A 24,679-nucleotide genomic window follows, 5' to 3' on the forward strand; every position below is an offset into this window, starting at 1 on the left:
TGATGTGCGGCCGAGTGCCGTCCAGGACGAAGCGAGTCGCCAGGTGATCGCAGACGATGACCCCCTGCAGCCCCCGCACAGCGGGCTGCGGCCGTTCGCCGTGCCGCCTGCTGCGATCGCTGTCCGGGCGGAAGGCAGGCGGCCGTTCGGGGGGTCCTACAGGGCGAGGCCGGTGAGGACGAGGACGCGCTCGTAGGTGTAGTCGTCCATCGCGTAGCGCACGCCCTCGCGGCCGACGCCGGACTGCTTGGCACCGCCGTACGGCATCTGGTCCGCGCGGTAGGAGGGGACGTCGCCGATGATCACGCCGCCCACCTCCAGGGCGCGGTGGGCGCGGAAGGCGGTCTGCAGATCGTGGGTGAAGACACCAGCCTGGAGGCCGTACTTGGAGGAGTTGACGGCGGCGAACGCCTCCGCCTCGCCGTTCACCTTCTGCACGGACAGGACCGGGCCGAAGACCTCTTCGCCGCAGAGCGTGACGTTGTCCGGGAGCTCGGTGAGCACGGTCGGGGCGTACGTCGCACCGTCGCGCTTGCCGCCGGTCAGGAGTGCGGCGCCGGCCTCGACGGCCTCGTCGACCCAGGACTCGACGCGCTTGGCGGCGTCCTCACTGACCAGCGGGCCGACGTCGGTGGTGGCGTCGGACGGGTCACCGGTGACCAGGGCCTCGACGGCCGAGACGATCTTCGGGACGAGACGGTCGTAGACCGAGGCGTCCGCGATGACGCGCTGCACCGAGATGCAGGACTGGCCGCCCTGGTAGTTGGAGAAGGTCGCGATGCGGGTCGCGGCCCAGTCCAGGTCCTCCTCGGATGCCCAGTCGCCGAGGACGACCGCCGCTCCGTTGCCGCCGAGCTCCAGGGTGCAGTGCTTGCGCGGCACCGAGTCCATGATCGAGTAGCCGACCGGGCCGGAACCGGTGAAGGAGATCACGGGCAGCCGCTCGTCCTGGACGAGGGCCGGCATGCGGTCGTTGGGGACCGTCAGCACGGACCAGGAACCGGCCGGGAGGTCGGTCTCGGCCAGCAGCTCGCCCAGGATCAGCGAGGAGATCGGGGTCGCCGGGGCGGGCTTGAGGATGATCGGGGCGCCGACGGCGATGGCCGGGGCGACCTTGTGCGCGCTCAGGTTGAGCGGGAAGTTGAAGGGCGAGATACCGAGGACGGTGCCCTTCGGGAAGCGCCGGGTGAGCCCGAGGCGGCCGGTGCCGCCGGCGTCGGTGTCCAGGCGCTGGGCGTCGCCGCCGTTGAAGCGGCGGGCCTCCTCGGAGGCGAAGCGGAAGACGGAGACGGCGCGGCCGACCTCACCGCGGGCCCACTTGATGGGCTTGCCGTTCTCGGCGGAGATCAGCTGGGCGATCTCCTCGGTGCGCTCCACGAGGCGGCGCACGACGTGGTCGAGCGCGGCGGCCCGGACGTGTGCCGGGGTCGCGGCGAACTCCTCGCGGACGGCGTGCGCGGCGGCGACGGCTTCTTCGGTCTGCGCGGCGGTCGGCACGCTGACCGTGCCGACGAGACGGCCGTCCCAGGGGTTGGTGACGTCGAAGCTGTCCTCGCCGGTGGCCTGGCGGCCGGCCAGCCAGAAGGCGTGGGTGGAAGTCATGGCGGGTCCGGCCCTTCGGAGGTCGTGGAGCTCGTGGGTGTGCTGCTCCCCCACCGTAGGGCGGCCGGGCCTGGATGACGTTTGTCCGGCGTGGAGCACAGGGGCCGGCCGATGCTCCGCTTTGTCGGGGATCAAGCCCCGGGGGTGCCGGGGGTGCCGGGGGTGCCGGGGGTGCCGGACGCTGCGGCCGTCGTGACCTTCAGCGCCAGCCAGAGCTCCATCCGGACGTCCGGATCGTCCAGCGACCGGCCGAGGATCTCCTCCACGCGGCGCATCCGGTAGCGCAGGGTGTGGCGGTGCACGCCCAGGTCGGCGGCGGCCGCGTCCCACTGGCCGTGCCGGGAGAGCCAGGCACGCAGAGAGGCGACGAGATCACCGCGCCCCTTGGCGTCGTGCTCGTACAGGGCACGGAGCATCCCGTCGGCGAAGGCCCGTACGGCGTCGTCGGCGAGCAGCGGGAGCACGGAGCCCGCGGCCAGTTCCTGGTGCTCGACGAGGGCCCTGCCGCGCCGGCGGGCCACCGAGAGCGCCTGCTCGGCCTGTTTGTACGCGGCGGAGACGGCGATCGGTCCGGAGGGCGCGGAGAGGCCGACGACGACCTCGCCGTCCTCGGTGCCAGGTTCGCGGGCCGGGCGGTCGTCCTGGGTCTCGGCGTATCCGCCACAGGCGGTGACCGCCGCTCCCCCGTCGGCGGCGAGCACGACGATCCGTTCGCCTTCGGGCACCATCAGCAGCGCCTCTCCGGCGCGGGCCGCGGCGGCCTCCATGGTCTCGGCGAGGAGTTCGGGGGTGGACCCCGGTGCCGCTTCCGCGATCAGCAGCCGGAAGGGGGCGTCGAGCAGTTCGCCGTACAGGTCTCCGGCGACGGCCCGGGCGTGGTCCGACTGTCCGGCGAGCAGCATGCGCAGGACGGCGGCGCCGAGTCGCTGCTCGGCGCCCTGGAGCGAGCGGGAGCGAGCGGTGGTGAGCGTGAGGAGGGCGACCGCGGAGTGCACGGCGTACCGCTCGGCGGTTCCGAGGGCCGCGCCCGTACCGACGGCCAGGGCCCCGCGGACCCGGCGGCCGGTGCCCAGGGACTGGAGCTCGACCCGGTCGTCGGTGTCGCCGACGACGACGCTGGCGGGGGCGGGGCGGTCCCGGAGGCGCTCCACATCGGGGGTGAGGCGGGCGGCCCGTCTGGCGGCCCAGTCGGGCGCGGCGGCCACGACGGCGCCGGAGGTGTCGTACAGGGCGGCCCAGCCGTCGACGTGGGCGGCGAGGCGGGCGAGGAGCTCACCGGGCCCGTCGCCGGCGACGGCGGCCTTGGTCAGCTCGCGCTGGGCCTCGAAGCCGGCCGTGACGGCGCGGTACTGGTCGGCGGCGATGGCCGCGGACACGGCCTTGCTGATGGCGAGGAACGGGGTGCGGCGCGGAACTTCCAGGAGCGGGAGCCCGGCCTCGTCCGCGGCGTCGACGAGGGCCTGCGGGACCTCGTCGTAGTTCACGCCGACGGCGAACCCGAGCCCCGCGACTCCGGCGGCGGCCAGCCGCCGGACGTACCGGAGCATCGCCGCACCGTCCTCGGCGTCGAGGTTGGTGGCGGTGACGAGTAGGAGCTCCCCGCCCTCCATGTAGGGCACCGGGTCGGTGAGCTCACTGGCGTGCGCCCAGCGCACGGGGGTGTCCAGGCGGTCGGCCCCCGCGCGGACCGTGAGCTTGAGCGCCGAGTGCTGGACGAGCGAGGCGAGTGTGGGGGGCATGGGACGGCAAAACCTCTGGATAGATTTCGCCGTCCCGTACGAACGGCTCCTTCGATTCTGCCAGGGCGGCAGAGTCCATGGAGCCGCTCACCGCCCTACCAGCCGGTAGGGCGGCTCAGCCGCTGAGGTCGACCAGGAGCGGTGGCACGTGCTCACCGTCCACGGTCGTCAGCGAGAGGACGGCGTGCCCGGCGGGAACGGAGTACGCCAGTTCGGAGGCCGACCAGCGTTCCCGCTCGACCTGGCGGACGGTCACGGCGTCCGTCGTCACCGCCTTGCCGGTCACCAGCTTGCGCAGGGCGTGCAGGGCCCGGGTGAAGGGCTGGTCGGCGAAGACCGTGTGCTGGGCGACCTCCCGCGTCGACACCCATTCCTTGCCCCAGACCTCCGCGAACCGCTTGCCGTCCCAGGTGGTCACGCCGGAGAACGCCATGCGGCAGCCGACGGCGCCCAGCAGCGCGGTGTGCAGCCCCTCGGGAACGTCGTCGACGGTACGCAGTACGAGGACGGCGCCGGCGTTGACGGAGCGCAGCCGCCGGACGCCGCGAACGGTCTCGGGTGTCACGGTGTGCGTCGCGTCGTCCAGGACCAGGCAGACGAAGAGGGAACGGTCGCCGCGCGCCGCGGCCACGGCCGTGAACTGGGCGAGAATCAGCCGGGCGAGGAGCCGCGAGGCCTCCGCGTGGGTGCGCTCCGGCAGATCGATACGGACCCGCAGCGGGAGCTGTCCCAGGGACCGCAGCGAGAAGGGCCGGGCGTCTTCCCCGGTGGTGAAGAATCCGGCGAACGCGGGCCGGTCGAGCAGCGCGATCCGGTCGGCGAGCACAGCCCCTGGGTCCCCGGCGCCGCCCGCCTGCCGGGTCCTGACCTCCAGCTCACGCAGCATGGCCCCGTGGCCGCCCGCCTCCAGCGCCCCTCGCAGCCCGGCGAGTGCGTCCGGGGCACCGTCGAGCAGTTCCCGGAGTTCGGGGACGCGGGGGAAACGGCCGTGGACGGTGTGGAAGGGGCCGAGCAGCTGGGCCAGCACCGTGGCAGCGCGCCGGCTGTCCGCCGTTGGCACGTCGCCGATGAGCCCTTCGGCAAGTACCCCGGCGGCCTCGTCGGGATCGGTCGTCCCCCCGAACAGGTCGAAGTCGTGGAGGGACCGGGGGTCGCCGATCCGTACGACGACGTCGTACGCCTCGTCGGGGCCGAACGCGGCTCCGCCTGCGCCCACCGCGAGTACGGCTGCCTGCCCGGCGAGCGCCCGGAGTGCGAGGGACTCGACGACGGGCCGTACGAGTGAGGCCGACTTGCCCGAGCCCGGCGGTCCCACCGCCAGCAGGGAGGTGCCCAGCGTCATGGGTTCCAGGGCGACGCCCGAGCCCCGGCGCCCGTACGGATTGTGGGCGTCGTCGGCGCACCCGCCGATGCGCACCTGCCCGGTCAGGACATCGTGCCGGGCGGTACGGAGCGGCAGGTCACGGTAGCCGGAGGGGTGCAGGGCTGCGGCGCCCCCGGCACGCAGGACGGCGTCGGTGAATCCGGCGAGGAGCTCGGGGTGCGCGCGGGCGACGGTCCAGGCGTGGCGCAGCCGTGCGCAGTCCACGTCGTTCATACGGCCGGCGCGCACCTCTGCCGTGAGCGTCTCCGCGGCGTCCGTCTGCGCGGCCGCGCGCAGCTCGGGCCACCGGTCGGCGGCCGTGTCCGCCGCCGTGTCCGCCGCCGGTTCGGCCGCGGGAGCGCCGTCCTGGCCGGACCGGCCCTCGCGAAGGGTGGCGAGGAGTTCCCGCCAGCGGCCCAGGCGGGCGAACGGGTACAGCACCGCGGCGGTGATCAGCGCGTAGACCACGTTCACGACGCTCTGGCTCTGGAAGACCTCACCGCCCGCGACGGAGGCGACCAGAACCAGGACGGGCCTGACGAGCGGCACGGCGTCCTGCCAGACGAGGAGCTGCGCCAGGCCGGCCATCGCAAGGGTGGCCCCTCCCAGGAAGGGCTGTCCGCGCCCGGTGACGTGCCGCCGGAAGAGTTCCGCCCAGTTGCCCAGGCGCCCGCAGCCGTACACGAGCAGCCCGAACAGGACGGCCTCGTAGACCGTCAGGGCGTCGACGCCCTCCACGGTCCGCGGGCCGCCGGCAGAGCCGACGTACCACCACTCGCGCGGGGTGAAGATCTTCAGCGGGACCAGCCGGTACGGGATGTACCCGTTGCGCCACAGGGACCAGACGAGCACTCCGCACAGCACGGCGATCACCGTGCCGACCACCAGGGAACGGTCGGAGACCCCCTCGGGCTTCTCGGGCGGCCGGGGCGTGTGGCCGTACCTCCAGACACCGGGCTCCTGCGGGAGGCGCGGGGTGCGCAGCCACTCGTCCAGCCGCGGGCCCACGACCGGTGCACGGTCCGGGCGGGGCGGCCCGGGCGGGGGGCCTGCCGGTGGCCGGGGCGGCGCGGCCGACGGGGGTCCCGCGTGCGGGGGCGCCGTGGGTGGGGGCGCCGTGGGTGGGGGCGTGGCGGGACGGGGCACCTGATTCGCCCGTGTGTCCCGTGCGCCGTACGTGCCTTCGGTGTCCATGAACCGCTGCCCCCTGACCGGCCTGGTCCGTCCGCTGCCCCGGTCAATCTAGTGCGCCCGCACAAGGAGTTCAGCCAGGCGCCCGAGCCGGTCCCCTGCCGAAAACCCCGCCGTCCTGTCGCCCATCTGTCCGGAAGGGACAAGGACACGCCCCCATCACTCCCGATCGGCGCATGACCCTCGGCGCTCGCCGCCCCTAGCCTGCAAAAAGAGAAGCGTACGAAACACCCCCCAGGAGCCCCTCATGAGCGCAGTCCCGCAGGAGCGCAGCCTCGTCACCGCCATTCCCGGCCCGAAGTCGGTCGAGCTCCAGGCCCGCCGTGTCGCGGCTGTCGCCGCGGGGGTGGGCTCCACTCTGCCGGTGTTCACGGCCCGCGCCGGTGGCGGGATCATCGAGGACGTGGACGGCAACCGTCTGATCGACTTCGGCTCCGGTATCGCCGTGACGTCGGTGGGCGCCTCCGCCGAGGCCGTCGTACGCCGCGCGACCGCCCAGCTCGCCGACTTCACCCACACCTGTTTCATGGTCACGCCGTACGAGGGGTACGTCGAGGTCTGTGAGCAGCTGGCCGAGCTGACCCCGGGCGACCACGCGAAGAAGTCGGCGCTGTTCAACTCGGGCGCCGAGGCCGTCGAGAACGCCGTGAAGATCGCCCGCGCCTACACCAAGCGCACCGCGGTCGTCGTCTTCGACCACGGCTACCACGGCCGGACCAACCTCACGATGGCGCTGACGGCGAAGAACATGCCGTACAAGCAGGGCTTCGGCCCGTTCGCGCCCGAGGTCTACCGCGTGCCGGTGGCGTACGGCTACCGCTGGCCGACCGGTGCCGAGAACGCCGGTGCCGAGGCGTCCGCGCAGGCCATCGACGAGATCACCAAGCAGATCGGCGCGGAGAACGTCGCCGCCATCATCATCGAGCCGGTCCTCGGCGAGGGCGGCTTCATCGAGCCGGCCAAGGGCTTCCTCCCGGCGATCGCCCAGTTCGCCAAGGACAACGGCATCGTCTTCGTCGCGGACGAGATCCAGTCCGGCTTCTGCCGCACCGGCCAGTGGTTCGCCTGTGAGGACGAGGGCATCGTCCCCGACCTGATCACCACCGCCAAGGGCATCGCGGGCGGTCTGCCGCTCTCCGCCGTGACGGGCCGCGCCGAGATCATGGACGCCGCGCACGCGGGCGGCCTCGGCGGCACGTACGGCGGAAACCCGGTGGCCTGCGCGGGTGCGCTGGGCTCCATCGAGACGATGCGCGAGCTGGACCTGAACGCCAAGGCCAAGCGCATCGAGGAGGTCATGAAGGGCCGCCTCGCCGAGATGCGGTCCAAGCTCCCCAACGGCGACATCATCGGTGACATCCGCGGCCGCGGCGCGATGATCGCGATCGAGCTGGTCCGGTCCGGCACGAAGGACCCGAACCCGGAAGCCGCCGCGGGCCTCGCCAAGGCCTGCCACGCCGAGGGTCTGCTGGTCCTCACCTGTGGCACGTACGGCAACGTCCTGCGCTTCCTGCCCCCGCTCGTCATCGGCGAGAACCTGCTGAACGAGGGCCTCGACATCATCGAGCAGGCTTTCGCCACGGTTTGATCCGTGCGAATCCCCGCCGAACGCCGGAAGGGGAACACGCGGCGAAAGCAGGGCCCGCGTGTGGGCCTGTGAAGAACGTGTGGGGGGCCGATGGCGGGATCCGATTCCGACTGTCGGTCCCCCTTCGGCTGACGTACGGTTTCTGCAGATGAGAGAAACACGCCGCTCGCAGGAGACTGCGGGCGACTCCGGTTCGGCGCTTCCCCAGTGCCGTCCGGGTTGTGCCCACGCGCACACCACTGGGGCCTCCGGCTCCGGAACTCCTCACCGATCGGATGGCCGCCCGCCCCACACCCCCCGGGGCGCGCGGCGAACCGATCCCGCCGGTGGCCCAGGAACAATCCCCCCTGTTCCTGGGCCACCGGCTCCTCTCTTTTCTCCGGCGGGTATCACGACGGTCGTGGCCCCGCTGCTGGTGGTCTTCGCCCTCATCACCTGGCAGGTCGTGGCCGGCGGTCCCCTGCTCGGTCCGGACGAACGCGTCAGTGAGGCGCTGGCCGGCCGCGGCCCCGTAGCGCTCACGGAGGTCTTCACCGACCTCGGCAACATGCAGGTCGCCCTCCCCGTGCTGGTCTGCGCGATCATCTTCGCGCTGGTCCGTGGCGACCGCCGCGAAGCCCTGTACGCCGCCCTCGCCATGGCCGCCGTGCCCGCGCTGGTGATTCCGCTGAAGCTGTGGACCGACCGCCAGGGCCCGCTGACCGAGGCGACCGGCTACTACCCGTCGGGTCATACGGCCACCTCCGCGGTGGCGTACGGGGCCGCGGCGATGCTCCTGGTCCCGTATCTGAAGCGCTCATGGACGACGCCCGCCGCCGCCGTCCTGCTGACGGCGGCGACGAGCGCCGGTCTCGTGCTGCGCGGTTACCACTGGCCGCTCGACGTGGTCGCCAGCTGGTGTCTGAGCGGGGTGCTGCTGGTGGCGCTGTGGGTGCTCAGTTGCCGAAGTAGGCGTCGAAGTTCTTCGAGAACTCCCACTGGCCGAAGCGGTCCCAGTTGATCGACCAGGTCATCAGTCCGCGCAGTGCGGGCCAGGTGCCGTGTGTGCCAGTTCGGCGTCGGCGGCGCCCGCGGCCGGCGCGGTCGCGACCAGTCCCGCCGCGGCGAGCAGCGTCGCCGCGAGGGCGGCCAGAAGTCCCGACCATCGGGTGGGGGGTCCCGTGCGTTCCACAACAGCCTCCGGACAGGGGGGAATTGGGGGGTGGCGTGCCACAACATGGTCCAGACCAATCAATTTGTCAAGACCTCTGGCAGTCGCCGCCGCCGCCCGCGTCCCCGCCCGTCAATCCAGGCCACCACCCCGCGCCGCGGCCCCCGCGGCCTCGTGCATCGCGAGTTCCAGCAGGACGGGGTCGGTGAGCGTCCCGGAGCCGTCCGGCGGGATCGGCCAGCGCACCCCGCCGGACGCCCGGCCGGGGTACGGGACGACGATCCAGGCGCCCTGACCCGCTCCCGGTACACCGGTGCCGAGCCGGCGGTTGACGGTGCCCGGCGGCACGAAGAAGCCCATCCGCGCGTCACTGAAGTCGGCGAGCACGGGCCCCGGCCTGCCGATGAGGCGGGTGAGGACGCCGAGGGTCGGAAAGCCGAGCTCTCCGGGGAGAACCAGCACGTCCCGCCGCCTGCCGGCGGGCAGGAGTGCGATCCCCTGCGGGTCGCGCTCCCATTCCCACCGGCAGGCGGCGGATCCGGTGCCACTGATGCGAGCCACTCCACTGCGGGCTCTGCCCCCGGGCCGGTCATGGCGGGCCTTCCGTTCCAGTGAGCACCGGCAGGTCCCTGCCGGTGCTCACGGAGGAGAGAGCGCCGCGCCCGGTTCATTACACGGGTTCGGGGACTTGCCGCATGTGAGCCGGATCACATGGGCCGGGCCCGGCTCAGCTGTCGAATCCGAAGCCCGCCCGGTCCATCGCCTTCAGCCACAGGTTGCGGTGGCCGCCGTTGCTGTCGGCCCTGGCCAGCGACCGCTTGGTCAGCTCGATGCCCGCCCAGGCGAACGGCTCCGGCGGGAAGGGAACGGGCTTGGAGCGGACCATCTCCAGGGAGGTCCGCTCCGTCGGCTCGCCGGAGAGCAGATCGAGCATCACATCGGCGCCGAAACGGGTCGCGCCGACGCCGAGCCCGGTGAATCCGGCCGCATAGGCGACCCGCCCCTGATGAGCCGTACCGAAGAAGGCGGAGAAGCGCGAGCAGGTGTCGATCGCTCCTCCCCACGCGTGGGTGAAGCGCACCCCGGCAAGCTGCGGGAAGCACTCGAAGAACTGGCCGGCGAGCTTGAGGAAGGTCTCCGGCCGCTGGTCCAGATCGGCGCTCAGCCGGCCCCCGTACGGATAGATGGCGTCGTATCCACCCCACAGAATCCGGTTGTCCGCGGAGAGCCGGAAGTAGTGGAACTGGTTGGCGCTGTCGCCGAGCCCCTGTCGGTTCTTCCAGCCGATCGAGGCCAGCTGCTCCTCGCTGAGCGGCTCGGTCATCAGCGCGTAGTCGTAGACCGGGACGGTGTACGGGCGTACGCGCTTGACCAGCGACGGGAAGATGTTCGTCCCGAGCGCGACCCTGCGGGCCAGGACCCGCCCGTACGGGGTGCGGACCGCCATCCCGGGGCCGGACTTGACCAGATCGAGGCCCCGGGTGTGCTCGTACACCCGCACGCCGAGTTCGACGCACGCCCGCTTGAGGCCCCAGGCCAGTTTGGCGGGGTGCAGCATGGCGACACCGCTCCGGTCCAGCAGCCCGCCCAGGAAGGTCGGTGAGTCGACTTCCGCCCGCACCGCGTCCTGGTCGAGGAACTCCAGCCCGGTGAAGCCCAGTTCCGTGGCCTCCCGGTGCCAGGCGCGCAGCTCTTCGAGCTGGTGCGGTTCGGTGGCGACGTCGATCTCGCCGGTGCGCTCGAACTCGCAGTCGATGGAGTAGCGGGCGACGGCGGCCTCGATGGCGTCGAGGTTCCGTATCCCCAGCTCCTCCAGCTTCCTGATCTCGTCCGGCCAGCGCTCCACACCATTGGGCAGGCCGTGGGTGAGGGAAGCGGCGCAGAAGCCGCCGTTGCGGCCCGAGGCGGCCCAGCCCGCCTCATGCCCCTCGATCAGGACGACGTCGCGCCCGGGGTCCCGTTCCTTGGCGATCAGCGCGGTCCACAGACCGCTGTACCCTCCGCCGACGACGAGGAGGTCGCAGCGCTCCTCCCCGATGAGGGCGGGGAGCGCCTCCGGCTTCGCGGGGTCGTCGAGCCAGTACGCGAGCGGCTTGGCGCCGGCGAGCGATTGTGCGGCAGTACGCATGGCGGCTGGGGCCATGGTTTCCAACTCCTTCAGAGCTTTCTAGGGTTGCGCGTTGTTCTTCCGCCGGTTCGCGACGAGCTGGCCGACGAGGACCACCGTCACCGCGATGACGAACATCGCCGTGCCGATGACGTTGATCTGTACGGGCGTGCCGCGCTGTGCCGAGCCCCAGACGAACATGGGGAAGGTCACGGTCGAGCCCGCGTTGAAGTTGGTGATGATGAAGTCGTCGAAGGAGAGCGCGAAGGCGAGCAGCGCTCCCGCCGCGATCCCCGGGGCCGCGATCGGCAGGGTCACCCGGAGGAAGGTCTGTACGGGCCCCGCGTAGAGATCACGGGCGGCCTCCTCCAGCCTCGGGTCCATCGACATCACCCGTGCCTTGACCGCGGTCACCACGAAGCTGAGGCAGAACATGATGTGGGCGATCAGGACGGTCCAGTAGCCCAGCTCGGCGCCCATGTTGAGGAAGAGCGTGAGCAGCGAGGCGGCCATGACGACCTCGGGCATCGCCATCGGCAGGAAGATCAGCGAGTTGATCGCACCGCGCGCCCGGAAGCGGTAGCGGACGAGCGCGAAGGCGATCATCGTGCCGAGTACGGTCGCGCCGATCGTCGCCCAGATCGCGATCCGGAAGGACAGCGAGAGCGACGAGCACAGGTCGGCGACGCCACAGGGGTCCTGCCAGGCGTCCAGCGAGAACCGCTGCCAGGCGTAGTTGAAGCGCCCGTTGGGCTTGTTGAACGAGAACACCATCACGACGATGTTCGGCACGATCATGTACGCGAGGGTCAGCAGACCCGCGATGACGATCATGTTGCGGCGAATCCAGCGCAGTGCGGGCATCAGACCAGGTCCTCCGTCCCGGAGCGGCGGATGTAGAAGGTGACCATGAACAGAACGACCGCCATGAGGATGAAGGAGAGCGCGGCCGCGGTCGGATAGTCCAGGACCCGCAGGAACTGAGACTGGATGACGCTGCCGACCATCTTGGTGTCGGTGGAGCCGAGCAGTTCCGCGTTGACGTAGTCACCGCTGGCGGGGATGAAGGTGAGCAGCGTGCCGGAGACGACTCCCGGCATCGAGAGCGGGAGCGTCACCTTGCGGAAGGTCGTGGCGGGGGTGGCGTACAGATCGCCCGCCGCCTCGTGCAGCCTGCCGTCGATCCGCTCCAGCGAGGTGTAGAGCGGCAGGATCATGAACGGCAGGAAGTTGTACGTCAGACCGCAGACGACCGCCATCGGCGTGGCGAGCACCCGGTTGGACTCGGTCCAGCCGAGCCAGCTGGTGACGTCCAGGACGTGCAGCGTGTTCAGCAGGTCCACGACCGCGCCGCCGTCCGCGAGGATCGTCTTCCAGGCGAGCGTACGGATGAGGAAGCTGGTGAAGAACGGGGCGATGACCAGGACCAGCACCAGGTTGCGCCAGCGGCCGGCCTTGAACGCGATGAGATACGCGAGCGGGTAGCCGAGCACCAGACACAGGATCGTGGCGGAACCCGCGTACAGCAGGGACCGGATGAACTGCGGGTAGTAGTCCTTCAGCGCGTCCCAGTACGTCTGGAAGTGCCAGGTGACCTCGAACCCCTTCTCCAGGGATCCCGTCTGTACGGAGGTCGACGCCTGGTAGACCAGCGGCACCGCGAAGAAGACGATCAGCCACAGGATGCCGGGGAGCAGCAGCCAGTAGGGCACGAGCCGTTTGCGGGCGGAGGGCTTGCGCACCTTGAGTGCGGTGGGTGGCGCGGGGGGCGCCTCGGTGACGGTCACGCCGCGTCCTCCACCGTCTCCACACCGGCGTCGATGTCCTGGGAGGCGTCCAGGCCGAAGGTGTGCGCCGGATTCCAGTGCAGGACCACTTCGGCGCCGGGCACGAGGCCCGCGCGGTGCTCAACGTTCTGCTCGTACACATGGAGTGCCTTGCCGGCCGGGCTCTCCACTACGTACTGCGTGGAGACCCCGATGAAACTGGAGTCGACGATCCGGCCGGTGACCCGGTTGCGTCCGTCGGCTATCCGCTCGGCGGCGTCGGCGTGCGCCAGGGAGATCTTCTCGGGTCGTATGCCGAGGAGGAGCTTGCCGCCGGCCGCGGCGGGTGCGGAGCACCGGTCGGCGGGCAGCCTGAGCCTTCCGCCGCCGGCCGAGACGACGAGGTCCGTGCCGGTCCCGACGACCTCGCCCTCGATGAGGTTGGAGGTTCCCAGGAAGTTGGCGACGAACGTCGTCTTCGGGTTCTCGTACAGATCCGCCGGGGCGCCGAGCTGTTCGACCCGTCCGCCGTTCATCACGGCGACCGTGTCGGCCATGGTCATGGCCTCCTCCTGGTCGTGCGTGACGTGGACGAAGGTGATGCCGACCTCGGTCTGGATCCGCTTGAGCTCAAGCTGCATCTGGCGGCGCAGCTTGAGGTCGAGGGCGCCGAGCGGCTCGTCGAGGAGCAGCACCTGCGGGTGGTTGATGAGCGCGCGGGCGACGGCGACGCGCTGCTGCTGGCCACCGGAGAGCTGGTGGGGCTTGCGCCGGGCGAAGTCACCGAGCTGGACGAGCTCCAGCATGGCGTCGACCTGCTTCTTGACCGACTTGATGCCGCGCCGGCGCAGACCGAACGCGATGTTCTCGGTGATGTCCAGGTGAGGGAAGAGCGCGTAGCTCTGGAAGACGGTGTTGACGGGCCGTTTGTACGGGGGCAGGGCGGTGATGTCCTTGCCGCCGAGCGAGACCGTGCCGGTGGTGGCTTCCTCCAGTCCGGCGATCATCCGGAGCGTGGTGGTCTTTCCGCAGCCGGACGCGCCGAGCAGCGCGAAGAACGAACCCTGCGGGACGGTCAGATCGAGCGGCTGTACGGCGGTGAAGGAGCCGTACGTCTTGCTGATCCCGGTGAGACGGACGTCGCCGCCTGCTGTCTGCTGCTGTGTCATGGGTCGCAGTCCCAGTGGTGGAAGGGAGGGTGGGGGAAGGGAAGGCCGGCGTCGGGGCAGGCCCTAGGCGCCGATGAGCTTGGCGAACTTCTCTTCGTACGCCGTCTCTTCTTTGGAACTGAGCGAGCGGAAGGCGCGTGACTTCGACGCCATCTCCTTGTCCGGGAGGATCAGCGTGTTGGCGGCCATCGACTCGTCGATCTTGGCGAGTTCGTCGCGGACGCCGTCGACCGGGCAGACGTAGTTGATGTACGCGGCGAGCTGGGCGGCCACGGAAGGCTCGTAGTAGTAGTCGATGAGCTTCTCGGCGTTGGTCTTGTGCCGCGCCTTCGCGGGGACCAGCAGGTTGTCGCTGGAGGTGATGTAACCGGCGGCCGGGATCGAGAACTTGATGTCCGGGTTGTCGGCCTGGAGCTGGATGATGTCTCCGGCCCAGCCGATACAGGCGGCGAGGTCGCCCTTGCTCAGGTCCGCGGTGTAGTCGTTGCCGGTGAAGCGCCGGATCTGCTTCTTGTCGACGCCCTTCTGGAGGCGGCCGATCGCGGCGTCGAAGTCGGCGTCCGTGAACGTGCCGGGGTCCTTGCCCATGTCGAGCAGCGTCATGCCGACGGAGTCGCGCATCTCGGAGAGGAAGGACACCCGCCCCTTGAGCTTGGGGTCGTCGAGCAGCTGCGTGACGGAGTCGACCTTGCGGCCCCCGGTCGCCTTGGAGTTGTAGGCGATGACGGCGGGGATGCCGGTCCAGGGGTACGAGTAGGCGCGGCCCGGGTCCCAGTCGGGGGTGCGGAACTGGGACGCGAGGTTGGCGAAGGCGTGCGGCAGGTTCGCCGGGTCGAGCTTCTGGGCCCAGCCGAGCCGGATCATGCGGGCGGCGAGCCAGTCGGTGACGCATACGAGGTCGCGTCCGGTGTTCTGGCCGGCCGCGAGCTGTGGCTTGATCTTCCCGAAGAACTCGACGTTGTCGTTGATGTCCTCGGTGTACTTGACCTTGATCCCGGTGCGTTTCGTGAACGCCTCCAGGGTCGGGCGGCCCTTCTCGTCCTCGCTGACGTCCATGTACTCGGTCCAGTTGGAGAAGCTGATCTGCTTCTCCTTCGCCGAGTGGTCGTCGGAGGCGGCTGCCGCGTCGCCCTCGCGCTTGGCGGGCGGGATGCCGCAGGCGCTCAGTGTGCCCAGGCCGCCGAGCGCGAGGGCACCCATGCCCGAGGCGCGCAGCATCGAACGGCGGGTGAGGGCGCCCCTGCCCGTGGTCAGACTTCGCCTCATGGCCGCCAGCTGGGCGGGAGAGAGGTGCTCGGGCTCGTACTGCTCCATGCGCGTTGCCCTTTCGGGTGTGTGTGGCCGCTGGTCGGGCGACGGCTGCTATCGGTCCCCGAAGATCGTGCGGTGCCAGTCCTTGCGGGCGACCGCGGTGTTGTCGTACATGACGTGCTTGACCTGCGTGTACTCCTCGAAGGAGTACGCAGACATGTCCTTGCCGAAGCCGCTGGCCTTGTACCCGCCGTGCGGCATCTCGCTGAGGATCGGGATGTGGTCGTTGATCCAGACACAGCCCGCCTTGATCTCGCGGGTGGCCCGGTTCGCCCGGTAGAGGTCACGGGTCCAGGCGGAGGCCGCGAGTCCGTACGGGGTGTCGTTGGCGAGGGCGATGCCCTCGTCGTCGGTGTCGAACGGGAGGACCACGAGGACCGGCCCGAAGATCTCGGACTGGACGATCTCGCTGTCCTGGGCGGCGCCCGCGACCAGGGTCGGCCGGTAGTAGGCGCCGTCCCGGAGGTCCCCGCCGGGGGCCTCGCCGCCGGTGACGACGGTGGCGTAGGCGCGGGCGCGCTCCACGAAGGCGGCGACCCGGTCACGCTGTGCGTGGCTGATCAGCGGGCCGAGGTCCGTCGAGGGGTCGAAGGGGTCACCCAGCCGGACGGTCTCCATGAGCGCGGCGACGTCCCGGACGAAGGCGTCGTAGAGCGGACGCTGCACATAGGCGCGGGTGGCGGCGGTGCAGTCCTGCCCGGTGTTGATGAGGGAGCCGGCCACCGCCCCGTTGACGGCCGCCTCGAGGTCGGCGTCGTCGAAGACCACGAAGGGGGCCTTGCCGCCGAGCTCGAGGTGGAGGCGCTTGACGGTGGACGTGGCGATCTCCGCGACCCGCTTGCCGACGGCGGTGGAGCCGGTGAAGGAGGTCATCACGACGTCGGGGTGGCCGACGAGATGCTCACCCGCGTCCTTGCCCGCCCCGGTGACGATGTTGATCACACCGTCCGGAATACCGGCCTCGGTGGCCGCCTGGGCGAACATCAGCGAGGTCAGCGGGGTGATCTCGGCGGGCTTCAGCACGATGGTGTTGCCCGCGGCGACGGCCGGGAGCACCTTCCACGCGGCCATCTGGAGCGGGTAGTTCCAGGGAGCGATCGAGCCGACGACCCCGATGGCCTCACGGCGTACGTACGAGGTGTGGTCACCGTCGTACTCGGCCGCCGCCTTGCCCTCCAGATGGCGGGCGGCGCCCGCGAAGAAGGCGGTGTTGTCGACGGTGCCCGGCACGTCGAACTCGGTGGAGAGCTTGATCGGCTTGCCGCACTGGAGCGACTCGGCGTACGCGAAGTCGTCGGCCCGCGCGGCCAGCACGGCGGCGAAGCGGTGCATCGCCTCCGACCGCTCGCCGGGGGTGGCGCCGGACCAGCCGGGGAAGGCGGCCGCCGCCGCGGCGACGGCCGCGTCCACGTCCTCGGTGCCGGCCAGTTCGTAGCGGTACACCGTCTCGCCCGTCGCCGGGTTCACCACCTCGTGGTGGCGACCCGAGGTACCGGACCGCAGTTTTCCGCCAATGTACTGTGCGCCGCCCGCGAAGCGGTCCTGCACGTGGAAGCCGTTGCCCATGACGCTCTCCTCCGCCGCTCCCCCGCTGAGCAGGGGCGGCGTAGCTTCTGGTCGAGTTGAGTGCCGATCCTGACAGAGGGAGTACACGCCAACAAGGGATTCCGTTGTTGCCTTTTGGTTACGCAACGGAATCTGTCGACCATGTGTCGCGTCGGCACGAAGATCCGCGTACGGAGTGTCAGTGGCGGATGCCAGACTCACCTGCCATGGGGCGCACCGAAGATCTTGTGGCGAAGCTCGCGCGTGGCGAGAAAGTGAAGTACCTGCCGTTCTGGGGGCACCGTCCGAGCCCCGACGGCAGGCTCGGATCCAGCTGTCTCAGTCAGTGGTGGCCGTCGCCGTTCACCGTCGGCGAGGTGACGTACGCGTCCGCGGAGCACTGGATGATGGCGGGCAAGGCACGGCTCTTCGGCGACGAGGAGGCGGAGATACAGGCCGTCGGGGCGAGCAGTCCGGCCGCGGCGAAGAAGGTCGGCAGGCTGGTCCGCGGCTTCGACGAGAGCGTCTGGGTGCGCGAGCGGTTCGCCCTGGTGGTGGAGGGCAGCGTCCATAAGTTCGGCCAGGACCCGGCGCTGCGCGGATATCTGCTGAGCACAGGGGAACGGGTGCTGGTCGAGGCGAGCCCCGTCGACCGGATCTGGGGCGTCGGCCACGCCCGGGACGACCCGAGGGTGACCGATCCGGCCCGCTGGGCAGGGCTGAATCTGCTCGGCTTCGCGCTCATGGAGGCGCGGGCGCGACTGCGCGCGCACTGACGTACAGCGGCCGGACAGCGGCCGGCGCCGACTGCGTGGCCGTTCGCCGGACGGCCGGAGTTCCGGTCCGTCCGGCGAACAGGGCCGGAGCCGCTAGCGGCCGCTCTCGACCACGAGCGACGTGGCGTACGGATCGTCCTCGTACTCGTTGACCTCGTCGAAGTCGCCACCGTGCGTGGCGAACAGCCAGATGAAGAAGCCGATGATCGCCGCGCCGAGGGCGAGACCGATCGACCCCAGGATGACACCGGCCAGCGCCTGACCGCCGTTGTCTGCTTCACCGCGGGCCACGCGCTTGCGCCCCAGAATGCCGAAGATCAGGGCGAGTACGCCCAGGATCAGGCTCGGGATCCCGTAGACGCAGAACAGGCAGACGGCCAGGATGCCGAGCACCATGGCGGCCGTGCCGAGCCCGTTCGCGGGCGGCGCGCCACCGCCCCAGCCGGGCTGGCCGCCGTAGCCGGGATACCCCGGGTAGCCGTACTGCGCGGTGGGCGCGGCCGGATAGCCGTACTGCCCCGCGGGCGGAACGGGCTGTCCGGGGCCATGGGGTCCAACCGGCGGCGGCGGTACGGACGCGTCGCCCGGACCGAATCCGGCGCCCCCCTGGGCGGGCCCGTATCCGGCGCCTGCAGGCCCGAATCCGGGCGCCGCGTCACCCGGTCCGTACCCCGGACCGCCGGCTCCGGGCGCCGGGCCGCCGCCCACGCTCGGCATCGCGCCGATGGTCGGCTGGTCGTGCACGGGCGGTGGTCCCGCGGCGGCCGGCTTCCCCAGCTCCACCCTGCTGTCCGGCGGCGCCCAGGGATCGTGCGGCGCGGGCCCGCCCCCGGGCTGCTCTGTGCTGTCTGACATGGGCCTCCCCCATCGTGGTCCCGTCATGCTACGGCCCGGCTCCTGGCCGGCCACCCCCGCATACGATGATCGGTGCGGCCGGTGCCCCCGGCCGAAAGACGCCGACCGCGAAGACCTCCGGAGAGTCCGATGAACGATCTGCACCCCTTCATCGCGGGCCTGCCCAAGGCCGAGCTGCACGTCCACCACGTCGGCTCCGCCTCTCCGCGCATCGTCTCGGAACTGGCCGCCCGCCACCCCGACTCCAAGGTCCCCACGGACCCGGATGCTCTGGCGGACTTCTTCACCTTCACCGACTTCGCGCACTTCATCGACGTCTACCTCTCCGTGGTTGACCTCGTCCGCACCCCCGAGGACGTGCGGCTGCTCACCTTCGAGGTGGCCCGGGACATGGCCCGCCAGAACATCCGGTACGCGGAGCTGACCGTCACCCCGTTCAGCTCGACCCGGCGCGGCATCCCGGAGGTGGGCTTCATGGAGGCCATCGAGGACGCCCGCAAGGCCGCCGAGGCCGAGCTCGGAGTGGTCCTGCGCTGGTGCTTCGACATTCCCGGCGAGGCCGGCCTGGAGTCCGCCGCCGAGACCACCCGGCTCGCCCTCGACCTGCGGCCCGAAGGACTCGTCTCGTTCGGGCTCGGCGGCCCGGAGGTCGGCGTCGGCCGTCCCCAGTTCAAGCCGTACTTCGACCGGGCGATCGCGGCGGGCCTGCACTCGGTCCCGCACGCCGGGGAGACCACGGGCCCCCAGACCGTCTGGGACGCGCTCACCGCCCTGCGCGCCGAGCGCATCGGCCACGGCACCAGCTCCGTGCAGGACCCGGCGCTGCTCGCCCACCTGGCCGAGCACCGCATCGCCCTGGAGGTCTGCCCGACCTCGAACATCGCCACCCGCGCGGTCGCCGATATCGACCGGCACCCGGTCCGGGAGATGGTCGAGGCGGGTGTGCTCGTCACGATCAACAGCGACGACCCGCCGATGTTCGGCACCGACCTCAACGGCGAGTACGCCGTGGCGGCCCGCATCCTCGGCCTCGACGAGCTGGGGGTGGCCGGCCTCGCGAAGAACGCGGTGGAGGCGTCCTTCCTGGACCCGGCCGGCAAGCGGAAGCTGGCCGCCGAGATCGACACGTACACGGCGAACTGGCTGCGGACGCCGGCCCAGTAACCCCGCTCGCCGCCACAATGGCCCCATGGCTCACGCTCTCGACACCGCCCCCGCCGTCACCGCCGTGGCACATCGCGGCGATCCGTACCGTGCCCGCGAGAACACGCTGCTCTCGGTCCGCTCCGCCCTGGAACGCGGGGCGGACGCGGTCGAGATCGATGTCCGCGTCACCCGCGACGGCGTGCCCGTCCTGCTGCACGACTCCACGCTGGAACGGCTGTGGGGGCACGAGCTGCGGCTCGACCGGCTCCGCCATCAGGAGCTGACCGAGCTGACCGCGGGCGGTGTGCCCACGCTGCATGAGGCACTGCTCGCCACCCCGGACCACCGCCTCATGATCGACCTGCCCGGCTGCACCGACGCCTCCGTGCGGACCATCGTGGGGGTGGTCCACGCGTGCGGGGCCGCCGACCGGGTGTACTACTGCGCGGGCGGCGGGGCGATGCTCCGCGTCCGGGCCGCCGATCCGTCCGCCGAGATCGCCCTGACCTGGAACACGCTCGCGCCGCCGCGCGCCGCGCTCCTGGACGCGGTGCGGCCCCGCTGGATGAACTACCGGTTCGGTCTGGTGAGCCGGGAGCTGACGGACCGGGTGCACCGGGACGGCATGCTGGTCTCCGCCTGGACGGCCGACACCAAGCGCACGATGCGCCGCCTCATCGGGCGCGGCGTCGACTCGATCACCACGAACCGCGTCGACGCGCTGCATGGCCTGCTCGCCAACTTTCCCGCCCGTAAGGCGGCTTGATCGATCCGGCATGATGGACGCGCGGCATCGCCCGTGATGCCCGGCCCTGTACCAGAGGAGCAGACGTGACCGACCCCAGCGCCGCATCCGTCCCCGCCCGCGTCCGTTCCGACGTGGCGCACAACGCCCGGGTATGGAACTACTGGCTGGGCGGCAAGGACAACTATCCCGTGGACCGCACGGTCGGCGACCAGGTCACCGGCATGTACCCGAGCATCGGCGAAGTGGCGCGCGCCGACCGGGCGTTCCTCGGCCGGGCGGTACGGCATCTGGCCGGGGACGTGGGCATCAGCCAGTTCCTGGACATCGGGACGGGCCTGCCGACCTTCAACAACACCCACGAGATCGCCCAGCACACCGCCCCGCACTCCCGCATCGTGTACGTCGACAACGACCCGATCGTGCTGGCGCACGCGCGGGCACTGCTCACCAGCTCGCCCGAGGGCGCCACCGAGTACATCGACGCGGACGCCCACCACCCGGAGCAGATCCTGCGCTCCGTCGAGCCCACCCTGGACCTGGAGCGGCCGGTCGCGGTGATGATGCTCGGCATCCTGAACTTCGTCCTGGACACCGGCGAGGCGCAGGGCATCGTACGCAAGCTGATGGACGCCATGCCGTCCGGAAGTTATCTGGTGCTCACCCACCCCACGCTGGAGCTGGGCGGTGAGGGCAACGAGGCGGCGATGCGCTTCTGGAACGAGAACGCCACTCCGCCGATCACCGCCCGCACACGCGCCGAGTTCGCCTCGTTCATGGACGGTCTGGACGTCCTGGAGCCCGGCATCGTGTCCTGCGCCCGGTGGCGTACGGAACCGGGCAGCCCGGCGGCCGAGGTCGCCCAGTTCGGCGCGGTGGGCCGGAAGCCGTAGTGGACCCGACGGGGATACGGTCCCGGGCGCTGCGCGCCAGGAGCCCGTGGCGGGGGTGCCCAGTCGATGCGGCGCGGGAGCCGGGAGCGGAAAACGGCCCCGGGCGGGTGCCCGGGGCCGTCCTCACCGCTGTGCGGTACGCGTCTCAGCCGTCTCGGCCGTCTCAGCCGTCTCGGCCGTCTCAGCCGTCTCGGTCGCCTCAGCCGTCTCGGTCGCCTCAGCCGTCGAGCGACGTCATGACGTGCTTGATGCGGGTGTAGTCCTCGAAGCCGTACGCGGAGAGGTCCTTGCCGTAGCCGGACTTCTTGAATCCGCCGTGCGGCATCTCGGCGACGAGCGGGATGTGGGTGTTGATCCACACACAGCCGAAGTCGAGGTTCTTGGACATCCGCATGGCGCGGGAGTGGTCCTTGGTCCACACCGAGGACGCCAGCGCGTACTCGACGCCGTTCGCGTACTCCAGCGCCTGGGCCTCGTCCGTGAACGACTGCACGGTGATGACCGGGCCGAAGACCTCGTTCTGGATGATCTCGTCGTCCTGCTTGAGGCCGGAGACAACGGTGGGGGCGTAGAAGTAGCCCTTGTCACCGACCCGCTGACCGCCCGCCTCGACCTTGGCGTGGGCGGGGAGGCGCTCGATGAAGCCGCTGACCTGCTTCAGCTGGTTGGCGTTGTTGAGCGGGCCGTAGAGCACGTCCTCGTCGTCCGGCAGCCCGGTCTTCGTGTCCGCGGCGGCCTTGGCGAGCTGGGCGACGAACTCGTCGTGGATCGACTCGTGGACCAGCACGCGGGTCGCGGCCGTGCAGTCCTGACCGGCGTTGAAGAAGCCCGCGACGGAGATCCCCTCGACGGCCTTGGCGATGTCGCTGTCCTCGAAGACCACGGCGGGCGCCTTGCCCCCGAGCTCCAGGTGAACGCGCTTGACGTCCTTGGCCGCGGACTCGGCGACCTGCATACCGGCCCGTACCGAGCCGGTGATGGAGGCCATCGCCGGGGTCGGGTGCTCGACCATCGCGCGGCCGGTGTCCCGGTCGCCGCAGATGACGTTGAAGACGCCCTTGGGGAGGATCTGTCCGATGATCTCGGCGATCAGCACGGTCGACGCCGGGGTGGTGTCGGAGGGCTTGATGACGACGGTGTTGCCCGCGGCGAGCGCCGGGGCGAACTTCCAGACGGCCATCATCATCGGGTAGTTCCACGGCGCGACCTGGGCACACACGCCCACCGGCTCACGGCGGATGATGGAGGTCAGCCCCTCCATGTACTCGCCGGCCGAGCGGCCTTCGAGCATCCGGGCGGCACCCGCGAAGAAGCGGATCTGGTCCACCATCGGCGGGACCTCTTCGGTACGGGTGAGCTCCAGCGGCTTGCCGGTGTTCTCCGACTCGGCCGCGACGAGGTCCTCCGCGCGCTCCTCGAAGGCGTCCGCGATCTTGAGCAGAGCCTTCTGGCGCTCGGCGGGCGTGACGTCACGCCAGGCCGGGAACGCGGCGGCTGCCGCCTCCATGGCGGCATCGACGTCGGCCTGTCCGGAAAGCGGGGAGGTCGCGTAGACCTCTTCCGTCACCGGGTTGACCACGTCGATGGTCCGCCCGTCCGCGGCGTCCCGGAACTCTCCGTTGATGTAGTTGCGCAGACGGCGCACCTCGGTGGTCACAACCACCCCTCCTGTCGACTGTCCGATGGATGAGATTCCCAGCCTAATCGCTTCGGTGACGCTTTCGACATACCCATCGGGTGCCAACTTCGGATTCCGTGTGATCCAGGTCCGCAAACAACGAATTTCATCGATCTAGGGTTGCCAGACAGACGAGTCCCGGTGCAGAGTGGCTCTGTGGCCAGTCGCAGCGCAGACTCCAGGACCGGGAACGGATCGTCCCCGACGGTCGATGCCGTCTCCCTCGCAATCATCGAGCAGCTCCAGGAGGACGGACGCCGTCCGTACGCCGCGATCGGCAAGGCCGTGGGCCTGTCGGAAGCGGCTGTACGCCAGCGCGTCCAGAAACTGCTCGACCAGGGCGTGATGCAGATCGTCGCCGTCACGGACCCGCTCACCGTGGGACTCCGCCGGCAGGCGATGGTCGGCATCAATGTCGAGGGAGACCTCGACCCCGTCTCGGAAGCCCTGGCGGCCATGGCCGAGTGCGAGTACGTGGTGATGACCGCGGGCTCGTTCGACCTGATGGTGGAGATCGTCTGCGAGGACGACGACCACCTGCTGGAGACGATCAACAAACGCATCCGGGCCATTCCCGGCGTGCGCTCCACCGAGAGCTTCGTCTACCTCAAGCTCAAGAAGCAGACCTATATGTGGGGAACCCGATAGCCGTGAGCAAGGACCTCAGCCGAACCGCGTACGACCACCTGTGGATGCACTTCACCCGCATGTCGGACTACGAGAACGCGCCCGTTCCCACCATCGTGCGTGGCGAGGGCACCTACATCTTCGACGACAAGGGCAAGCGCTATCTCGACGGCCTCTCCGGCCTGTTCGTGGTCAACGCCGGTCACGGCCGTCACGAGCTCGCCGAGACGGCGTACAAGCAGGCGCAGGAGCTGGCCTTCTTCCCGGTGTGGTCGTACGCCCACCCGAAGGCCGTCGAGCTCGCCGAGCGTCTCGCGAACTACGCCCCGGGTGACCTGAACAAGGTCTTCTTCACGACCGGTGGCGGCGAGGCCGTCGAGACCGCGTGGAAGCTGGCGAAGCAGTACTTCAAGCTCACCGGCGAGCCGACCAAGTACAAGGTCATCTCCCGCGCGGTGGCATACCACGGCACCCCGCAGGGCGCCCTGTCGATCACCGGCCTGCCGGCCCTGAAGGCTCCCTTCGAGCCGCTGGTCCCGGGCGCCCACAAGGTGGTCAACACCAACATCTACCGCGCCCCGATCCACGGTGACGACCCGGAGGCCTACGGCCGCTGGTGCGCCGACCAGATCGAGCAGGAGATCCTCTTCGAGGGCGCCGAGACCGTCGCCGCGGTCTTCCTGGAGCCGGTGCAGAACGCCGGTGGCTGTTTCCCGCCGCCGCCCGGATACTTCCAGCGGGTCCGCGAGATCTGTGACCAGTACAACGTGCTGCTCGTCTCCGACGAGACGATCTGCGCCTTCGGCCGCCTCGGCACGATGTTCGCGTGCGACAAGTTCGACTACGTGCCGGACATGATCACCTGCGCCAAGGGCATGACCTCGGGCTACTCCCCGATCGGCGCCTGCATCATCTCCGACCGCCTGGCGGAGCCGTTCTACAAGGGTGGCAACACCTTCCTGCACGGCTACACCTTCGGCGGCCACCCGGTCTCCGCGGCCGTCGGTATCGCCAACCTCGACCTGTTCGAGCGCGAGGGCCTCAACCAGCACGTCCTCGACACCGAGGGTTCGTTCCTCAAGACGCTGCAGAAGCTGCACGACCTGCCCATCGTCGGCGACGTCCGCGGCAACGGCTTCTTCTACGGCATCGAGCTGGTGAAGGACAAGGTCACCAAGGAGACCTTCACCGACGAGGAGACCGAGCGCGTCCTGTACGGCTTCCTCTCCAAGGCGCTGTACGAGAACGGTCTGTACTGCCGGGCCGACGACCGCGGCGACCCGGTCGTCCAGCTCGCGCCGCCGCTGATCTCCGACCAGGCGACCTTCGACGAGATCGAGGGCATCCTGCGCGCCGTGCTCACGGAGGCGTGGACGAAGCTCTGACCCCGACGGTGACCGCTGGGTGAGGACGTTCCAGCGGTCATTT

20 protein-coding genes and 1 pseudogene are annotated in these 24,679 nt (G+C 70.5%); 8 read left to right on the forward strand and 13 right to left on the reverse strand.

Going from position 1 to position 24,679, the window contains the following annotated elements; translation table 11 throughout:
• Positions 1-156: 156 nt before the first annotated feature.
• The 3 genes from F0344_RS08515 to F0344_RS08525 form a co-directional block, all read right to left on the reverse strand.
• Positions 157-1,602 (reverse strand): aldehyde dehydrogenase family protein, encoded by a 1,446-nt coding sequence (locus F0344_RS08515; RefSeq protein ID WP_185298204.1) that lies wholly within the window; start codon positions 1,600-1,602, stop codon positions 157-159.
• A 131-nt stretch (positions 1,603-1,733) separates the two neighbouring features.
• Complete coding sequence (locus F0344_RS08520) at positions 1,734-3,341, reverse strand: PucR family transcriptional regulator (RefSeq protein WP_185298205.1); 1,608 nt, start codon at positions 3,339-3,341, stop codon at positions 1,734-1,736.
• A gap of 115 nt (positions 3,342-3,456) precedes the next feature.
• The gene (locus F0344_RS08525; RefSeq protein ID WP_185298206.1) at positions 3,457-5,898 is read right to left on the reverse strand and encodes an ATP/GTP-binding protein; all 2,442 of its coding nucleotides are present in this window, start codon (positions 5,896-5,898) and stop codon (positions 3,457-3,459) included.
• Positions 5,899-6,142: 244 nt separating this feature from the next.
• On the opposite strand from F0344_RS08525, the gene gabT reads away from it, so the two are divergent.
• Positions 6,143-7,483: a 4-aminobutyrate--2-oxoglutarate transaminase gene (gabT, locus tag F0344_RS08530; protein ID WP_185298207.1), complete on the forward strand. Its 1,341-nt coding sequence runs from the start codon at positions 6,143-6,145 to the stop codon at positions 7,481-7,483.
• Between the two features lie 148 nt (positions 7,484-7,631).
• Positions 7,632-8,483, forward strand: coding sequence for a phosphatase PAP2 family protein (locus F0344_RS08535; protein WP_185298208.1), 852 nt, complete (start codon positions 7,632-7,634; stop codon positions 8,481-8,483).
• Positions 8,484-8,495: 12 nt separating this feature from the next.
• Here F0344_RS08535 and F0344_RS08540 read toward each other — a convergent pair whose 3' ends face one another.
• The 8 genes and pseudogenes from F0344_RS08540 to F0344_RS08575 form a co-directional block, all read right to left on the reverse strand.
• Positions 8,496-8,654 carry a hypothetical protein gene (locus F0344_RS08540; protein WP_185298209.1) on the reverse strand — a complete coding sequence of 53 codons (159 nt, stop codon included), beginning with the start codon at positions 8,652-8,654 and terminating at the stop codon, positions 8,496-8,498.
• 111 nt (positions 8,655-8,765) lie between these two features.
• Positions 8,766-9,226: pseudogene (locus tag F0344_RS08545) on the reverse strand (hypothetical protein).
• Positions 9,227-9,360: 134 nt separating this feature from the next.
• A complete protein-coding gene (locus tag F0344_RS08550) occupies positions 9,361-10,776 on the reverse strand; it encodes an NAD(P)/FAD-dependent oxidoreductase (protein WP_185298210.1) in 1,416 nt (471 codons plus the stop codon).
• Between the two features lie 24 nt (positions 10,777-10,800).
• The gene (locus F0344_RS08555; protein ID WP_185298211.1) at positions 10,801-11,604 is read right to left on the reverse strand and encodes an ABC transporter permease; all 804 of its coding nucleotides are present in this window, start codon (positions 11,602-11,604) and stop codon (positions 10,801-10,803) included.
• Positions 11,604-12,527: an ABC transporter permease gene (locus F0344_RS08560; RefSeq protein ID WP_185298212.1), complete on the reverse strand. Its 924-nt coding sequence runs from the start codon at positions 12,525-12,527 to the stop codon at positions 11,604-11,606. Before F0344_RS08560 ends, F0344_RS08555 begins: the two co-directional genes overlap by 1 nt.
• Entirely contained in the window at positions 12,524-13,675 is a 1,152-nt protein-coding gene (locus F0344_RS08565; protein ID WP_185298213.1) for an ABC transporter ATP-binding protein, read from the reverse strand. The genes F0344_RS08560 and F0344_RS08565 overlap by 4 nt, the downstream gene beginning before the upstream one ends.
• 63 nt (positions 13,676-13,738) lie before the next feature.
• Positions 13,739-14,989, reverse strand: coding sequence for an ABC transporter substrate-binding protein (locus tag F0344_RS08570; RefSeq protein ID WP_185298214.1), 1,251 nt, complete (start codon positions 14,987-14,989; stop codon positions 13,739-13,741).
• 48 nt (positions 14,990-15,037) lie between these two features.
• The gene (locus F0344_RS08575; protein WP_185298215.1) at positions 15,038-16,552 is read right to left on the reverse strand and encodes a gamma-aminobutyraldehyde dehydrogenase; all 1,515 of its coding nucleotides are present in this window, start codon (positions 16,550-16,552) and stop codon (positions 15,038-15,040) included.
• 206 nt (positions 16,553-16,758) lie between these two features.
• On the opposite strand from F0344_RS08575, the gene F0344_RS08580 reads away from it, so the two are divergent.
• Positions 16,759-17,307 (forward strand): NADAR family protein, encoded by a 549-nt coding sequence (locus tag F0344_RS08580; protein WP_185298216.1) that lies wholly within the window; start codon positions 16,759-16,761, stop codon positions 17,305-17,307.
• A gap of 93 nt (positions 17,308-17,400) precedes the next feature.
• On the opposite strand, the gene F0344_RS08585 is transcribed toward F0344_RS08580, so the two are convergent.
• The gene (locus F0344_RS08585) at positions 17,401-18,162 is read right to left on the reverse strand and encodes a DUF4190 domain-containing protein (RefSeq protein WP_185298217.1); all 762 of its coding nucleotides are present in this window, start codon (positions 18,160-18,162) and stop codon (positions 17,401-17,403) included.
• 129 nt (positions 18,163-18,291) lie between these two features.
• Here F0344_RS08585 and F0344_RS08590 point away from each other — a divergent pair, with 129 nt between their 5' ends.
• From F0344_RS08590 to F0344_RS08600, 3 genes are all read left to right on the forward strand, one after another.
• Positions 18,292-19,326, forward strand: coding sequence for an adenosine deaminase (locus F0344_RS08590; RefSeq protein WP_185298218.1), 1,035 nt, complete (start codon positions 18,292-18,294; stop codon positions 19,324-19,326).
• A 25-nt stretch (positions 19,327-19,351) separates the two neighbouring features.
• Positions 19,352-20,074 (forward strand): glycerophosphodiester phosphodiesterase, encoded by a 723-nt coding sequence (locus F0344_RS08595; RefSeq protein WP_185298219.1) that lies wholly within the window; start codon positions 19,352-19,354, stop codon positions 20,072-20,074.
• A gap of 65 nt (positions 20,075-20,139) precedes the next feature.
• Positions 20,140-20,946, forward strand: a complete 807-nt coding sequence (locus F0344_RS08600) for an SAM-dependent methyltransferase (RefSeq protein ID WP_185298220.1) — start codon at positions 20,140-20,142, stop codon at positions 20,944-20,946.
• Between the two features lie 217 nt (positions 20,947-21,163).
• Here the strand turns inward: F0344_RS08600 and F0344_RS08605 are convergent, their stop codons facing one another.
• The gene (locus F0344_RS08605; RefSeq protein WP_185298221.1) at positions 21,164-22,603 is read right to left on the reverse strand and encodes a gamma-aminobutyraldehyde dehydrogenase; all 1,440 of its coding nucleotides are present in this window, start codon (positions 22,601-22,603) and stop codon (positions 21,164-21,166) included.
• Between the two features lie 177 nt (positions 22,604-22,780).
• Here F0344_RS08605 and F0344_RS08610 point away from each other — a divergent pair, with 177 nt between their 5' ends.
• Together F0344_RS08610 and F0344_RS08615 are read left to right on the forward strand one after the other, a co-directional pair.
• The gene (locus F0344_RS08610) at positions 22,781-23,272 is read left to right on the forward strand and encodes an Lrp/AsnC family transcriptional regulator (RefSeq protein ID WP_185298222.1); all 492 of its coding nucleotides are present in this window, start codon (positions 22,781-22,783) and stop codon (positions 23,270-23,272) included.
• Complete coding sequence (locus F0344_RS08615) at positions 23,257-24,636, forward strand: aspartate aminotransferase family protein (RefSeq protein WP_185298223.1); 1,380 nt, start codon at positions 23,257-23,259, stop codon at positions 24,634-24,636. Before F0344_RS08610 ends, F0344_RS08615 begins: the two co-directional genes overlap by 16 nt.
• Positions 24,637-24,679 lie beyond the last annotated feature (43 nt).

This window comes from Streptomyces finlayi (assembly GCF_014216315.1).
Taxonomy (GTDB): domain Bacteria; phylum Actinomycetota; class Actinomycetes; order Streptomycetales; family Streptomycetaceae; genus Streptomyces; species Streptomyces finlayi_A.

Excerpts from the sequence above, each read along its gene's own strand:
- F0344_RS08515 (WP_185298204.1), bottom strand. The coding sequence starts at position 1,602 with ATGACTTCCACCCACGCCTTCTGGCTGGCCGGCCGCCAGGCCACCGGC.
- F0344_RS08520 (WP_185298205.1), bottom strand. The coding sequence starts at position 3,341 with ATGCCCCCCACACTCGCCTCGCTCGTCCAGCACTCGGCGCTCAAGCTC.
- F0344_RS08525 (WP_185298206.1), bottom strand. The coding sequence starts at position 5,898 with ATGGACACCGAAGGCACGTACGGCGCACGGGACACACGGGCGAATCAG.
- gabT (WP_185298207.1), top strand. The coding sequence starts at position 6,143 with ATGAGCGCAGTCCCGCAGGAGCGCAGCCTCGTCACCGCCATTCCCGGC.
- F0344_RS08535 (WP_185298208.1), top strand. The coding sequence starts at position 7,632 with ATGAGAGAAACACGCCGCTCGCAGGAGACTGCGGGCGACTCCGGTTCG.
- F0344_RS08550 (WP_185298210.1), bottom strand. The coding sequence starts at position 10,776 with ATGGCCCCAGCCGCCATGCGTACTGCCGCACAATCGCTCGCCGGCGCC.
- F0344_RS08555 (WP_185298211.1), bottom strand. The coding sequence starts at position 11,604 with ATGCCCGCACTGCGCTGGATTCGCCGCAACATGATCGTCATCGCGGGT.
- F0344_RS08565 (WP_185298213.1), bottom strand. The coding sequence starts at position 13,675 with ATGACACAGCAGCAGACAGCAGGCGGCGACGTCCGTCTCACCGGGATC.
- F0344_RS08570 (WP_185298214.1), bottom strand. The coding sequence starts at position 14,989 with ATGGAGCAGTACGAGCCCGAGCACCTCTCTCCCGCCCAGCTGGCGGCC.
- F0344_RS08575 (WP_185298215.1), bottom strand. The coding sequence starts at position 16,552 with ATGGGCAACGGCTTCCACGTGCAGGACCGCTTCGCGGGCGGCGCACAG.
- F0344_RS08580 (WP_185298216.1), top strand. The coding sequence starts at position 16,759 with ATGGGGCGCACCGAAGATCTTGTGGCGAAGCTCGCGCGTGGCGAGAAA.
- F0344_RS08585 (WP_185298217.1), bottom strand. The coding sequence starts at position 18,162 with ATGTCAGACAGCACAGAGCAGCCCGGGGGCGGGCCCGCGCCGCACGAT.
- F0344_RS08590 (WP_185298218.1), top strand. The coding sequence starts at position 18,292 with ATGAACGATCTGCACCCCTTCATCGCGGGCCTGCCCAAGGCCGAGCTG.
- F0344_RS08595 (WP_185298219.1), top strand. The coding sequence starts at position 19,352 with ATGGCTCACGCTCTCGACACCGCCCCCGCCGTCACCGCCGTGGCACAT.